Raw genomic sequence first — 14428 nt, 5'->3', positions numbered from 1 at the left:
AATTTCTTCATATTGATTATGGTCGTTTTTTTGAACTGATATATGAAGAAAAATTAATCCTATAAAAAAGCATCAAACCTGTGTTGATGCTTTTTTGCTGCTCTATGCCTATCGTTCAAGATTAACGACGGTTGCGTTTTTTCTTCCATTTACGTTCTTGATAGCGGTCATATTCTTTATCTTTCGAGATTTTATTGCCGAGTGCTGCACCACCTGCTGCACCTAAAGCTGAACCAATATAACCACCATTAGTACCGCCCATATTTTTACCTACGGTATAACCCGCACCACCACCCAAAGCACCACCAATTGCAGATTCAGTACGATGACGCTTATCACTCGCCACGGCTGCACCACCAGCACCGCCTAAGGCAGCGCCTAGTGTTGCACCCGTAGTACCACCCATATTTTTACCAATAGCTGTACCTGCAACACTGCCTAAAGCACTGGCTGCGGCAACGCGCGTAGTATTGTCTGCATAAACGTTGGCACTGAGCATTGAAGCTGTGGCTAAAGCTGCTGTCATTAACATTGCATTAAGTTTCATGTTGAACTCCATGTCCATTTATAGGACTTATTTATGATCAATTTTGATGGGCTCAATTTAACAAAGCGCCGCTTTTAAAATGTGGAGAGTGCAGACGAGATTGGTGTTCTTTGGTGTGGGCTTTGTATGAGTTTGATTAAAATTGCTAAAAAAATGTCCAAATGCGGATGCTAATTGCGGTACTTGGTGAGTTGTACATTCACCGCAATGCACAGCATCATCAAGCAGAAATACTGCTAGAACATCTGCAGATAGGCATTTCAAACATCGTACAGACTTAATAATGATGTTATTTGGGTGGTAGAATCGGTAAACTATGCGCAATTTTTTATTTCGCTGTGCTGCGTGTTGCATGTAACAGCCTTTGCATTGAGATTTTTTAAACAATGAAAGAATCGTTACGTTTACGATTAGATCAGCTTTCTGACCGCCATGAAGAATTGACTGCTTTGTTGGCAGATGTTGAAGTGATTTCAGATAACAAGCGTTTTCGTCAATTATCACGTGAACACAGTGATTTAGACGAAATTACGGCAGTGTGGTCACAATACACACAAGCCGAAGCCGATATTGAAACAGCCGAAGCAATGTTGTCTGATCCTGACTTTAAGGAAATGGCGCAAGAAGAAATTAAAGACAATAAAGCGCTGATTCAGCAACTTGAAGCTGACTTAAATATTTTAATGATTCCAAAAGACCCGAATGATGCCAACTCGGCTTATTTGGAGATTCGCGCAGGGACAGGTGGCGATGAAGCCGCGATTTTCTCGGGTGACTTATTCCGCATGTATAGCAAATATGCCGAAAGTCAGGGCTGGAGAATCGAAATTTTATCTGAAAATGAAGGTGAACACGGCGGATATAAAGAAGTCATTTGCTTGGTGAATGGCGAAGGCGTGTATGGCCGTTTGAAGTTTGAAAGTGGTGCGCATCGTGTGCAACGTGTTCCTGCGACTGAATCGCAAGGTCGTGTGCATACATCAGCGTGTACTGTGGCAATTTTACCTGAAGTAGATGTAGACACCACGGTAGATATTAACCCTGCCGATTTGCGTATCGATACCTATCGTGCTTCGGGTGCGGGTGGTCAGCACGTTAACAAAACCGACTCTGCAGTGCGTATAACCCACATTCCGACGGGTACTGTGGTGGAATGTCAGGAAGAGCGTTCACAGCATAAAAACAAAGCGAAAGCGATGGCGTTGTTGGCATCACGTTTGGAAAATGCCAAACGTGCTGCAGCAGATGCAGCAACTTCAGAAATGCGTCGTGATTTGGTGGGTTCGGGTGACCGTTCTGAGCGTATTCGTACCTATAACTATCCGCAAGGACGTATGACAGATCATCGTATTAACCTGACTTTATATAAGTTGGATGCGGTGATGGAAGGTGATTTAACTGAACTACTAGATAGTCTGCATCGTGAATATCAGGCAGATCAGTTGGCGATGCTTGCTCAGCAAAACGGTGGTTAATGAATATTGCGCAAGCCTTGGCGCTACGTGGTGAAGTCGATAGCTATGAGCGTCAAGAAAATATTTGGTTGTTAGAGCATTTTTTAGGACTCAGTGCGCTTGAATTAAAATATCGTGCAGATCAGGAATTGAGTGCCGCGCAAGAGCAGATGTATGTGCAGGCTTTGGCACGTATAGCAGCAGGCGAGCCTTTGGCGTATATCACAGGTTCACAGCCATTTTGGACACTGGATTTAAAAGTCACGCACGATACTTTGGTGCCACGTCCTGATACCGAGGTTTTGGTCGAAACTGTGTTGGCTTTGTCATTACAACGTGATGCTGTAATTGTCGATTTAGGCACAGGTACAGGGGCGATTGCTTTGGCTTTAGCATCTGAACGTCCAGATTGGCAGGTAACCGCAACCGATATTTACCTGCCAACGCTTGCAGTTGCTCAAGAAAATGCAAGCAAGCATGCTTTAAATCAGGTGCAATTTGCCCGTGGTGCATGGTTTGAGGCATTGGGTTCAGCAGCCGAGCCACGTTTTGATTTAATTGTATCTAATCCGCCGTATATAGATGCTAATGATGCACACATGTCTGCTTTGGCAGCAGAGCCTGAACGTGCATTGGTGGCAGCAGATCAGGGTTTGGCAGATATTCTGCTGATTATTTCGCAGGGTAAGCACTGGCTGAAAGCAAATGGATGGATTGCACTAGAGCATGGCTATGACCAAGCTTTAGCAGTGCAAGCGATTTTTGCAGAACACGGTTTTTCTGACATTCGTACAGTCAAAGATTATGCAGGCAATGATCGGGTGACTTTAGCACAATGGCTTGCTGGCTGATGTGTTATATCAGTTAAAAATCTTGTGAGATCTATTTATCAGCTTGCAAACATAGACGAATGATTAGCAAAGTTTAAGTGCAAGACCAATTTATGAGCCTCAACTCAACTGATGTCAGCTTAGGTTGCCTTTCACTGCCAAAATTGCAGGTGGCAGTTCTTCGCCAAGTGAACTCAGCATTTCCCGTTCAATTAATCGCACCATGGAGTTGAGCGGTAAATCATTGTCTTGCAGGCCAAAAGGTTCTTCAAGTTGTTCGCTGAGAGCATCTAAACCTAAGAATAAATAGGCAATTAAACCCACCAAAATTGGTGTCCAGATTCCTAAACTTGCTTCTAAACTAAAAGGCAGAATAAAGCAGAAGCAATACACAGTGCGGTGCAACAAGACTGAATAAGAAAAAGGCAAGGGTGTGCTGAGAATTCGATCGCAACCTGCTTGCACATTACCCAATTCAACAATATGTTGATTCAAGCCTTGATAAATAATATCGGAAATTTCACCTGTTTTCAGTGCGCTGACTAACTCTTTTTGAATGCTTTCTAAAATAAACTGTGCGGCATTAATATGCGGAAATAATGCTTCATAATCTGCAGATGTGAGGTTGACTTTGTTTTGATAAAAATCGATAGGTTGGTTTTGATTGCGTAAACGGTTACGCAATAAATTACTAAACAACATGACCCGATACATCAAGACCCGACGCTGTTGATCTGGCAGTACGTATGAGTCACGTGAAATATGCCGTGATGTTGCAATTAACGTCCCCCACAATTTTCGACCTTCCCACCAACGTTCATAACTGGCGTTATTTCTAAAACTGAGGAAAATAGACAAAATAATACCGAAAATGGTAAAGCCAATGGCTGGTACGCTCGGCACTTGAAAAAAGTGGTGAGAAGACAAATACACTAAGACCGTAGAAAGGAAGACCACAATTGCAAGTGCAGGTAAGACCGTGGGTAAAATTGTCCCATACCATGCAAACAGTAGGGTAAAACTGTTGTTTTTATTGCGAATAATCATCTTGATGCATCCTTGAAGCTGTCCTTAGTGTTTCATAGACAAACAACGCTTGGCAAGATGATAGCTAGCTTTTGATTCAAAAAGCAGCAAGCGGCTTAAAGTCAATTTTTCTTATTTATTATTGCAACAGCCAATAAAAAAGTGATGCCATGAAGACATCACTTTTCAAATACTTTCAGCAACTGAATGCTCAAAGTTTTAGCTTACATCGGGTAATCTTGCAAACAGTCTGGAATTTCAACTTGTGCCAAACTGTCTGTTTCTAAAGCTAAACATAGTGCAACAATTTTAGCGGTATCGCACAGGTGTTCATCTTTGAGTGCTAAACCTGCTTGTAAAGATTGTAAATCTTCTTGGCAAATATCTAGGGCTTGCGCTGCTTCAAGTGCATCTTCACGTTTGAAAAACGCAGACATGACATTGCGTAACTGTTCTTCTGAGGTATTTAGAATACTTTGATTGAGTAATTCATCTAATTGGTCAGAAGCTTGGTTGAGGGAGTGAGAGAAATTTTGAACTAGATTGTGTTCAAGTACATCCATCATCTTAAGCATGGGGAAACCTCCAAAGATGCTCGTACATTTAATATTACAGGGGGAGTATGACAGCCGAATTGCATAAAATTTATGCTTTAAATTGATTGAAAAGTAAACTAAATTTAATACTTTGACAATGCAGTGCCGATGAACGTCCAGTTCACTGCTCAACCTTGAAATCACAGCGATGAGTTTTCTTTTATAATTAAGTTGTTTGTAAAATACACAAAATAGTGGCTGAGTAGTAGGTGATAAGTCACGCAATTATGAGCTTTCAATTATGAGCTTTCGGTATATTGTCGATATGCACCAGGATTGACCCCAGTCCATTTTTTAAAGGCACGATGAAAAGCGCTAGGATCATGGAAATTTAATTGATCGCTAATTTCCTGAAGTGATTGTTGGGTTTTGCTCAACAATTCAATTGCCGTATCTCGACGGATTTCATTTTTTAATTGCTGATAGCTGGTGCCTTCCTGCTTTAAACGCCGTTGGAACGTCGCTTCAGACATATTGAAATGTTGGGTTAATTCGTTCAGTTCTAACCACTCACTCGGCGGCAATCGCATTAATTGTTTACGGATTTTATGACTCAGCGCATGTGGGTTTTTATAACGCACCAAAAGGTTAAAAGGTGTTTGTTTTAAAAAGCGTTTCCAACTTTTTTTATCCTGCTTGATTTTTAAATCAAGATGTTTTGCCTCAAAATAAATCTTATGCGCTGTACACGCATATTCAATTTCATCACAGAAACGGACACGATAATCAGCATCATCCTGCGGGGCAGCACATTTGAGTTGCATGTTTAAAATAGCGATACGTTGTCCTGTCAGCCAGCACATCAAGCCATGAATCAGCATTAAATAAGTGGCATAACTAAACATCGGTTTCACTTGATCTTTATCGTGAATGGTTAAGATTGCATATTCACCATCTACGTTTAATTCACCTGAAAAATCATCCAGTATTAAATTAAAGAAATTTAAAATGTCCTGTAATGCGGCCTTTAAATGCTCTGCTTGGTACACCCATTTAGACAAGAGTTGATAACTGCCACGACGCATAGCATGGCTGTCCATGCCAAAAAATTCATCGTTCATGGCATCTGCCAGTGCAATCCACAATTGACCATATTGCAGAATTGACACCCTCGCTTTGTTGGAATGTAACAGCTCTGCAGGAATACCCGCCGTCTGCAAAATCGCATGCGTATCCATACCGCGTTGCTGTGCAGTATGCAAAGCTTCATGGACTAAAGCAATTGAAATTGTACCTTTGCTGTAAGTGAGCTGAGTTGCATTCATGGGATGGCGTGGTATTCCATTTACAAGTTGAGTGTTCAAATACATCATAGTCGATGCAGGGTTTGGAAATTGTACTCTAGCTTGAGTGTGATTAATCTGTTTCTTAAGTTGTATCAACCTGAAAATTTATAAGGAAAATAAAATGAAAATTCAAGGAAAAGTCTGTGTGGTCACGGGTGGTGCATCGGGTTTAGGCGCTGCGACTGCACAACATTTAGTTGCGCAAGGTGCAAAAGTTATTTTGGTTGATATGAATCAAGAACTTGGGCAGCAGCTTCAACAGCAATTGGGCGAAAATGCAGACTTCGTAGCTGTAGACGTGACCGATGAAAACCAAGTACAGCAGCTTTTTAACCATATTGAGCATAAATACGGACAGTTAAATGGCTTGGTGAATTGTGCAGGCATTGCACCGTCTGCCAAAGTCTTGGGACGTGATGGTTTGCATGATTTGGCAATGTTCCAAAAAGTGCTGAATATTAATGTCACGGGCAGTTTTAATATGATTCGTTTTGCGGCACAACTGATGGCGAAATATGACTTAGCCGCCGATGAAGAAGAGCGTGGTGTGATTGTGAATACTGCTTCGGTTGCAGCATTTGATGGGCAGATTGGACAAAGTGCGTATTCTGCATCGAAAGGTGCAATTGTGGGGATGACGCTGCCTTTGGCACGTGAATTGGCACGTGAAGCCATTCGGGTGATGACGATTGCCCCCGGTATTATGGAAACCCCGATGCTGAAAGCATTTCCACAGCATGTGCAAGATGCTTTAGGGCAAATGGTGCCATTTCCACCACGTTTGGCAAAGCCTGAAGAATTTGCGCAATTGGTGGGTCATATTTTTGAAAATGGTTATTTAAACGGTGAAGTGATTCGTTTGGATGGCGCAATTCGTATGCAACCGAAATAAGTTATGACGATGCTATATCCATAAAATAGCCTAAGCAAAAATTCAAGTATTGAAAAACTGGATACTAAAAAACCGTTGCAATACAGCACAAGGATGTTGCGCGCATTCCTGACAAAAACAACATCTACCATATAAACAGAGGGTCACCATGATTTTAAGCCATGAACAAAAAATGATTCAGGATATGCTGCGCAGTTATGCACAGGAAAAGCTTAAACCAACTGCAGCGGCACGTGATAAAACTGCTGAATTCCCTGCAAAGGAGTTAAAAGAACTGGGTGAGCTAGGTGCTTTGGGCATGACCGTTGCAGAAGAATGGGGCGGTGCAGGTTTAGATTATGTATCTCTCGTTTTAGCCTTAGAAGAAATTGCTGCGGGTGATGGTGCAATTTCAACGATTGTGAGTGTGCAAAACTCATTGCCATGCGGAATTACACAACGCTACGGCACAGAGGCGCAAAAACAAAAATATTTAACTAAACTGGCAACAGGCGAATGGTTAGGCTGCTTTTGTTTAACTGAACCACAAGTCGGCTCTGATGCCAGCGCGATTGAATGTAAAGCTGAAAAAGATGGCGAGGATTGGGTTTTAAATGGCACCAAGCAGTTTATCACCACAGGCAAATATGCAGATGTTGCTTTAGTTTTTGCTGTAACGGACAAAACTGCGGGTAAAAAAGGCATTTCCTGCTTTTTAGTCCCGACGAACACACCAGGTTATATCGTGGCACGTTTAGAAGACAAAATGGGACAGCACTGTTCCGATACCGCCACCATCGTGTTGGAAAACTGCCGTATTCCTGCAGAAAACCTATTGGGGCAAGAAGGTGAAGGCTACAAAATTGCACTCTCTAATTTAGAGTCGGGGCGTATTGGTATTGCCGCGCAATCGGTGGGTATGGCGCGAGCAGCTTTAGATGCAGCCGTGGACTATGCCAATGAGCGTAAAGCTTTTGGAGTTGAAATTGTGCAACATCAGGCAGTCGCGTTTCGCTTGGCAGATATGGCAACACAGATTGAAGCTGCACGACAGCTTATTCTACATGCCGCAAGCCTCAAAGATGCAGGCTTACCGTGTTTAAAAGAAGCATCTATGGCCAAGCTTTTTGCTTCAACCATGGCAGAGCGTGTGTGTTCAGATGCGATTCAAATACATGGGGGCTATGGCTATGTATCTGATTTCCCAGTTGAACGTATTTACCGCGATGTGCGCGTTAGCCAAATTTATGAAGGTGCATCCGATATTCAGCGTTTGGTGATTGCACGTGAAGTGACTAAGCGTTAAAGCTGAGTATCTAAAACTTTAGTCGGTGTCCAAAGCTTGCAAGGTTATTGCAGGATGTGGAAATTGAGAAAATGTTCAAATCATGTTTAGCTAACTTGATTGAAAAATACGCGAAGATCATGTCGTGATTGCGTTGCATGATCGACTTCAACACAGCAAACCTAATTTAAATTTTAAAGAGCGATTCAATCCTAACTTGTAAAAACGGTTAAAACAATAACGCATATTGCTGCAAATGAATTGCAGTGTCATCAGTTTAAGACGGAGCTTAAAAGAATGAAAACTTTGCAAGAGGCATATCAACAGTTTGATATTGAGCAACTGATTCAAACCCAATTGGCAGGAACGCCAACGGCACTTAATGCCTATGAAGAATGTTGCGGACGCTATACGGGTACTCAACAAACTGCCTTAATTTGGGAAGGCAAACACGGTCAAACTGCATCGTGGACATTTGATCAACTGGCAGAAGCATCTGGAAAATTGGCAAATTATTTTACTCAACTGGGCTTAAAAGCAGGTGATTGTATTGCAGGATTATTGCCGCGTACGCCTGAATTGTTAATTACGGTTTTTGCCACATGGCGCATTGGGGCAGTGTATCAGCCTTTATTTACAGCCTTTGAATCTAAAGCGATTGAGCACCGTCTTCAAACTGCAAAGACGCAGCTCATTGTGACCAATACTGAGCAGCGTCCAAAACTAAATGCCTTGTCTAATGTGAAAATTTTAACTGTGGACGCAGCAAATCAAGCTCAAAACCATGATACAGATTTTTGGCAAGTTCTAAGCACTCAAGACACTTACTTTGAAACCGTGTATCGCAGTTTTGAAGATGATTTTCTGATGATGTTTACATCAGGCACTACGGGTTTAGCTAAATCTGTACCTGTGCCTTTAAAAGCCATTGTGGCATTTAAAGGTTATATGCAGCATGCAGTCGATTTAAGAGCAGAAGATTCATTTTGGAATTTAGCCGACCCTGGTTGGGCTTATGGCTTGTATTACGGTATTACAGGGCCACTGAGTTTGGGGCATAGCATTATTATGGATGAACGTCCATTTAGTGTTGATCATGCACTGGAAATTATCCGTAAATATCAGGTGAGTAATTTAACAGGTTCACCAACCGCATTTAGAATGTTCTTTGGTTTTAAAGAAAAGTTTGATGGTGATATTCAACGACATCTGCGTGTGGTTAGCAGTGCAGGCGAGCCGCTCACACCAGAAGTGATTCATTGGTTTAAGCATGATTTACAAGTCAATATTTATGATCAATATGGACAAACCGAATTGGGGATGGTGATTGCCAATCATCATGCACTGGAACATCAGAAAAAAGTAGGTTCTGCGGGTTATGCTATTCCCGGACATCGTTTCGCGGTTTTAAATGCACAGCATCAGGAAGTCGCTCACGGCGAAATTGGCACACTTGCACTGGATGAATCACAATCGCCTTTAATGTGGTTCAAAGGTTACGATGGGGATGACCGTAAATCATTTGTGGGACAGTATTATTTAACGGGTGATACGGTACGTTTAAATGAATTTGGTGGGATTGATTTTATTGGTCGTGCAGACGATGTCATTACAACTTCGGGTTATCGTGTCGGGCCTTTTGATGTAGAAAGTACTTTGCTTGAATGTGAGGAAGTGCTTGAATCCGCAGTAATTGGTAAGCCAGACCCAGAGCGTACAGAAGTGGTAAAAGCCTTTGTGGTGTTAAAAAATCAATATCAACCAAGCACTGCATTGCAGGAAAAGCTGCAACAGTATGTGCGTTCACGCTTATCGAAACATGCCTATCCTAAAGAAATTGAATTTGTCAGCAGTTTGCCTAAAACATCCAGTGGAAAAATTCAGCGTAATTTATTGAAGCAACAAGAAATTGCAAAACAAAATGCTTTTAAAAAAGTGAGCTAAATTCAGCCAATAGGCCCTGTTAATTATTGCGCCATAAGAAAAACGCCATTCATACAGATTGGCGTTTTTTTAAATCTGTATTCTTTATTTAAACCACCCGATTATGCAAGCACGAACTCAATCGATAGAAAATGTGTGCATCATATTGGTGATGTGATATTTTCAACTTTATGCTGACACAATGAACAAGGCTGCATGTACTTCGATTACGATAAAAGCATGTAGGCAGCGCAATACATATTGGGGGAGAACATCATGGTAACAGCTCATTTAAATTTCACGCAGCCGTCAAAGCGGATATTTACGAAGTCGATATGGATGGGCGCAGCTTTACTGTTGTGTGCCTCTGGCAGTTATGCACAAAACTGGAACCCAGCGCCAACTGCTGAAAGTACAGCCTATTCCAGCTATCCAGCAGCAAAAACGCCACAAAAAAATTATGCAGTCTTTGCCGAATACGCCAATTTTGAAGCAGATTTTGACAGTGGCGATACAGTAGAACTAGATGGTTTTGCTTTGGGTGTTTCCACCACGCCACATCGCTCAGGTTTTTATGGCAGATTGGAATTCTTAAAAAACAATGAATACGATTTGGATTATTATGAATTCAATATGGGCGGGAATTTAAACCTGATCAGCTATCATGGTTTTTATTTCAATACATACGCAGGTCTAGGTTATAGCGGCGCAAGTTCAAAGCTGCTTGCCAATGATGTCAATTTTGTCACTTTACCTGTGGGCGTAGAAGTCGGTTTGAACTTTGTTCCTGATTTCTCGATTTACGCCACTGCCGGTTATAAATGGTTATATGACAGCACCTCGAATACCACCTGTAAAGATGGAACAACCTCAGACAAAGTCGGGAATACGGCATGTTACTGGAATGGTGGAATTGCCTATTATAATGAATATATAGGCGATGCCGATGGCGTTACTTATAACGTAGGCATGCGGATGCACTTTTAAGCAAGTCGTTGCACATCTCCATCTGTTCAAATACGCAACAATTCAACCGCCGTCATGGCGGTTTGCTTTGAATACCCGTTATACTTGGCGTTTTGGTTTTGCAGAATAGGGCATTTTCTTGGAAAGCATATTCGATACTCAGTTGGAATTGAGCGATGCAGAAATGCATCTATATAGCCGACAAATTTTATTGGATGGCTGGGATATTGAAGCCCAAGAAAAATTAAAACTGGCCAACGTACTTGTTGTGGGGTGTGGCGGGATTGGCTGTTTAAGCGCAGAATTACTTGCACGTGCAGGCGTGGGAAAAATCACTCTGATTGATGCTGATGTGATTGAAACCAGTAATTTGCAACGACAAATCGCCTATACCCCCGCAGATTTAGGCTTTTATAAGGCCGAAATTCTCGCAAAAAGATTAATGCAAATTAATCCTTATATCGAGATTGTTTGTTTAACCACGCTGTTAGATGCGCAAAATGCAGGCACTTTAGTTGCCCAACAAGACCTAGTTTTAGATGGTTGTGATAATTTCAGTACCCGATATTTGGTCAATCAATATTGCCGACAATTGAATGTACCTTTACTCAGTGCCTCTGCCATTGGTTTTCAAGGGCAAATGTTCATGGTCGAAGGTGATTCTGCTTGCTATGAATGTCTGTTCCCGAAAGAACAACATGCCAATGAAAGTTTGCGCTGCGCTGACAGTGGCGTATTGGCAACCACTCCCAACGTCATGGCCAGTTTACAAGCGCATCATGCCTTATTGTACTTGGGTTTAGGCAACACCGCGCTGAAACAAAAGCTATTACTTTGGGATGGTTTAAGCATGAAACAACGCTTATTGTCGTTTGATCAAGACCACAACTGTCCAGTTTGTCAGGCAAGATAGCCTTTTTACTTGGCAATTTTTTGTTAAACTCTCACTACTTTAATATGACTCAGACATGATGAAAAATAATATCTGGTTAGATGGTTTACGTTCAGTTGCTCGCATGGGTGAAACTGCCGTAGTGGCAGCCAAAGCAGGCATTAAATATGCCACTGAAAAGCCAAGTAATGCCAAACTCATGCGCGAAACATTTGAATCTTTAGGTTCAACCTACATTAAACTTGGGCAGTTTATTGCCAGTACACCGTCATTGTTCCCACGTGAATATGTCGAAGAATTTCAAGGTTGTTTAGACCAAACTCCAACTTTACCGTTTAGCTATGTACAGCAAGTATTGGCATCTGAATTTGCAGGGCGCAATTTAGATGAAATATTTGCCTCAATAGATGAAAAGCCTTTAGCTTCAGCATCTATCGCACAAGTACATGCTGCAAAATTGGTGAGTGGCGAAGATGTAGTGATTAAAGTGCAAAAACCGGGTGTAGAAACCATTCTCTATACCGATTTAAACGTCTTGCACTGGGCGACTAAACTGCTCGAAAAAGCTGTACCTAAAGTCAAATTTGCGTCATTGGCCGATATTGTCGAAGAAATCAAAACCCGTATGGTGCGTGAAGTCGACTTTATTGAAGAAGCACGTAACCTAGATGATTTTATTAATTATCTGAATTTAACCCAAAATACAAAAGCCACTGCACCTAAGGTCTATCATCAATATTCCACCCGTCGCGTATTGACCATGCAGCGTTTGTATGGCGTACCTTTGACCGATTTTGACGTGGTGAAACAAGTATCTAACGATCCATCGCAAGTGTTGATTACTGCCATGAATACATGGTTTGGTAGCTTGATGATGTGTAACAGTTTCCATGCCGATTTACACGCAGGCAACCTGATGTTGCTTGAAGATGGGCGTGTCGGCTTTATTGATTTTGGTATTGTTGGACAGCTGAATCCTGAAGTGTGGACTGCATGTATGGCTTTTATGGATGCTCTACAAAATACCAACTACACGCTTATGGCTGAAAATATGCTCAAAATGGGCATGACCGACAAGCAAATTGATACTCAGGTTTTGGCAGCAGATTTAGAGCGTTTATTTAGTGGCGTATTGCTGACCGATCCTCAAGAGTTGCTGACTTCTAACCCTGCCGATTTAAATGACATTATGCTCGATATGGTTGCTGTGGGTGAGCGTCATGGGATTCGTTTCCCGCGTGACTTTGCTTTACTGTTCAAGCAAATGCTGTACTTTGACCGTTTCATGCGCGTTTTAGCACCTTATACCGATATTTATGCCGATCAACGATTGCAGATGGTACAAAGCATTGATCCGAATTTGTTGTTAAAGCATTAATTATCCATATTGGGCGAATCAAGCCTTCTGGTTGCATGTTTTAAAGCCACCGATCTTTTGTTTTATGAGTTCAGTGTGGCTTTAAAATACGGCAAATATCCCTTTCAATAGACAGAGATAGAAGGATTTAAAATGAAATATAGAGTGTGGTCATGGATGCAATTATCATTGAAGGCTTAAAGGTAGAAACAGTCGTCGGCTGTTTTGCATGGGAGCGTCAGATTCAACAACCGCTTATGTTGGATTTGATTATTGCCACCAATTTAAGCCAAGCTGCAGCTTCAGATGAGTTGCAAGACACGCTCAATTATGCAGAAATTTGCAGCATTTCAGCGCAAGTGATTCAGCAGGCTGCACCCAAATTGATTGAGCATGCAGCACAATTGGTATTGGATGCACTTTTTACGACTTTTGCCGCAGTTGAATCCATTACCATCACCATTCGCAAACCTGCCATTATTCCAGAAGCCAATTCTGTAGGAATTCGTCTTGAACGCCACCGAAACGATTTTTGCTCTCGCTTTGGCGAGTAACTGCGAAGCACCACGTCAGTTTAAAAGTGCCTATCAGCAAATTGCTGCATTGGGTGAAGTGCAATTTTCGCATATTTATCTGATTCCATGCCGTGATGGGATTGGTGCAGACTATTGGAATTCTGCTTGTTTGCTAAAAAGCCGTTTAAGCTTTGAGCATCTAAACGTCATCCTTAAGGAATTGGAAGTTGCAGCAGGGCGTGTGCGCCCATCGCATGACATTCCGCTGGATATTGATATTATTGCGTGGGGTGAAAATTTAGCTCAAATGCAATTCAATCCGAAAAAAATGCCACTTGCTTTAGATGTTAAAATTCCAATGTGGGATATTTGGCAAGATGAGGCTTTTGTGCATTCTGCGCATGACTATCCCATTGTGAGTTGTGAAGAGTAAATCAGCCAGTAAAATTGGCAGATCAGTGATGCATTTTTAAATTTTGGCTGTGAAACGTGATCTGATTTCGGCTTACATCATTGTGTCATATCTTGCTGATATGTTTGTATGAAAAACCATCAAAAATAATATTTTTCTGTATTTATACGGCTTTGCACTTAAAAACTATCCACAAAATCTGCGGATAAATCTTGGGATAACTCAAAATCGGCTCTTTCTCTGTTATTTTTTGATCGTTTTAATCGAGATGTTTTCTATTCCAATGACATAAAAAAACGCCCACAATTGTGAGCGTTTAAGTGTTATCAATTCATTAAATATAACCCCAGTTACGGATAAGCCAAAGATTTAATCACATGAATTTTAGGCTTATTCTTTTGGCAAAGTTGATACGCACATAGTGAAGAAAATACGCCTGCTAAAAAACCAGCAATCGAACGATGTTTA

At 41.5% G+C, this 14428-nt stretch carries 14 protein-coding genes and 1 pseudogene; 10 read left to right on the top strand and 5 right to left on the bottom strand.

Annotated elements, in window-relative coordinates; genetic code table 11:
• Window positions 1-121: 121 nt before the first annotated feature.
• Window positions 122-547: a glycine zipper 2TM domain-containing protein gene (locus FTT71_RS12550; RefSeq protein ID WP_004973189.1), complete on the bottom strand. Its 426-nt coding sequence runs from the start codon at window positions 545-547 to the stop codon at window positions 122-124.
• A gap of 386 nt (window positions 548-933) precedes the next feature.
• Here FTT71_RS12550 and prfA point away from each other — a divergent pair, with 386 nt between their 5' ends.
• Window positions 934-2022 carry a peptide chain release factor 1 gene (gene prfA, locus FTT71_RS12545; RefSeq protein ID WP_004973192.1) on the top strand — a complete coding sequence of 363 codons (1089 nt, stop codon included), beginning with the start codon at window positions 934-936 and terminating at the stop codon, window positions 2020-2022.
• Window positions 2022-2852: a peptide chain release factor N(5)-glutamine methyltransferase gene (gene prmC / locus FTT71_RS12540; RefSeq protein ID WP_180161009.1), complete on the top strand. Its 831-nt coding sequence runs from the start codon at window positions 2022-2024 to the stop codon at window positions 2850-2852. The genes prfA and prmC overlap by 1 nt, the downstream gene beginning before the upstream one ends.
• 114 nt (window positions 2853-2966) lie before the next feature.
• Here prmC and FTT71_RS12535 read toward each other — a convergent pair whose 3' ends face one another.
• The 3 genes from FTT71_RS12535 to FTT71_RS12525 form a co-directional block, all read right to left on the bottom strand.
• Window positions 2967-3878, bottom strand: coding sequence for a bestrophin family protein (locus FTT71_RS12535; protein WP_004973196.1), 912 nt, complete (start codon window positions 3876-3878; stop codon window positions 2967-2969).
• Window positions 3879-4081: 203 nt separating this feature from the next.
• On the bottom strand, window positions 4082-4432 hold the full coding sequence (locus FTT71_RS12530) for a hypothetical protein (RefSeq protein WP_104852119.1): 351 nt from the start codon (window positions 4430-4432) through the stop codon (window positions 4082-4084).
• A gap of 260 nt (window positions 4433-4692) precedes the next feature.
• Entirely contained in the window at window positions 4693-5718 is a 1026-nt protein-coding gene (locus FTT71_RS12525; RefSeq protein ID WP_178865887.1) for an AraC family transcriptional regulator, read from the bottom strand.
• Between the two features lie 142 nt (window positions 5719-5860).
• On the opposite strand from FTT71_RS12525, the gene FTT71_RS12520 reads away from it, so the two are divergent.
• The 8 genes from FTT71_RS12520 (at window position 5861) to FTT71_RS12485 (ending at window position 13981) form a co-directional block, all read left to right on the top strand.
• A complete protein-coding gene (locus FTT71_RS12520) occupies window positions 5861-6631 on the top strand; it encodes a 3-hydroxyacyl-CoA dehydrogenase (protein ID WP_180161008.1) in 771 nt (256 codons plus the stop codon).
• Window positions 6632-6779: 148 nt separating this feature from the next.
• Complete coding sequence (locus tag FTT71_RS12515; protein WP_004973203.1) at window positions 6780-7916, top strand: acyl-CoA dehydrogenase family protein; 1137 nt, start codon at window positions 6780-6782, stop codon at window positions 7914-7916.
• A gap of 276 nt (window positions 7917-8192) precedes the next feature.
• On the top strand, window positions 8193-9839 hold the full coding sequence (locus tag FTT71_RS12510) for an AMP-binding protein (RefSeq protein WP_180161007.1): 1647 nt from the start codon (window positions 8193-8195) through the stop codon (window positions 9837-9839).
• 255 nt (window positions 9840-10094) lie between these two features.
• Window positions 10095-10805, top strand: coding sequence for a hypothetical protein (locus FTT71_RS12505; RefSeq protein WP_004973205.1), 711 nt, complete (start codon window positions 10095-10097; stop codon window positions 10803-10805).
• A gap of 163 nt (window positions 10806-10968) precedes the next feature.
• A complete protein-coding gene (locus tag FTT71_RS12500; RefSeq protein ID WP_096900943.1) occupies window positions 10969-11697 on the top strand; it encodes a HesA/MoeB/ThiF family protein in 729 nt (242 codons plus the stop codon).
• A gap of 58 nt (window positions 11698-11755) precedes the next feature.
• Window positions 11756-13054: an AarF/ABC1/UbiB kinase family protein gene (locus FTT71_RS12495; RefSeq protein ID WP_179988660.1), complete on the top strand. Its 1299-nt coding sequence runs from the start codon at window positions 11756-11758 to the stop codon at window positions 13052-13054.
• 152 nt (window positions 13055-13206) lie between these two features.
• On the top strand, window positions 13207-13587 hold the full coding sequence (gene folB, locus FTT71_RS12490; protein ID WP_019838257.1) for a dihydroneopterin aldolase: 381 nt from the start codon (window positions 13207-13209) through the stop codon (window positions 13585-13587).
• The gene (locus FTT71_RS12485) at window positions 13544-13981 is read left to right on the top strand and encodes a 2-amino-4-hydroxy-6-hydroxymethyldihydropteridine diphosphokinase (protein ID WP_167846061.1); all 438 of its coding nucleotides are present in this window, start codon (window positions 13544-13546) and stop codon (window positions 13979-13981) included. Before folB ends, FTT71_RS12485 begins: the two co-directional genes overlap by 44 nt.
• Before the next feature lie 329 nt (window positions 13982-14310).
• On the opposite strand, the pseudogene FTT71_RS12480 reads toward FTT71_RS12485, so the two are convergent.
• Window positions 14311-14428: pseudogene (locus FTT71_RS12480) on the bottom strand (IS982 family transposase); the annotation flags it as partial.

The organism is Acinetobacter sp. YH01004, assembly GCF_013420455.1.
Classification (GTDB): domain Bacteria; phylum Pseudomonadota; class Gammaproteobacteria; order Pseudomonadales; family Moraxellaceae; genus Acinetobacter; species Acinetobacter towneri.
Note: the sequence above shows the minus strand (reverse complement) of the source record. Positions and strands in the feature narration are given on the sequence as shown.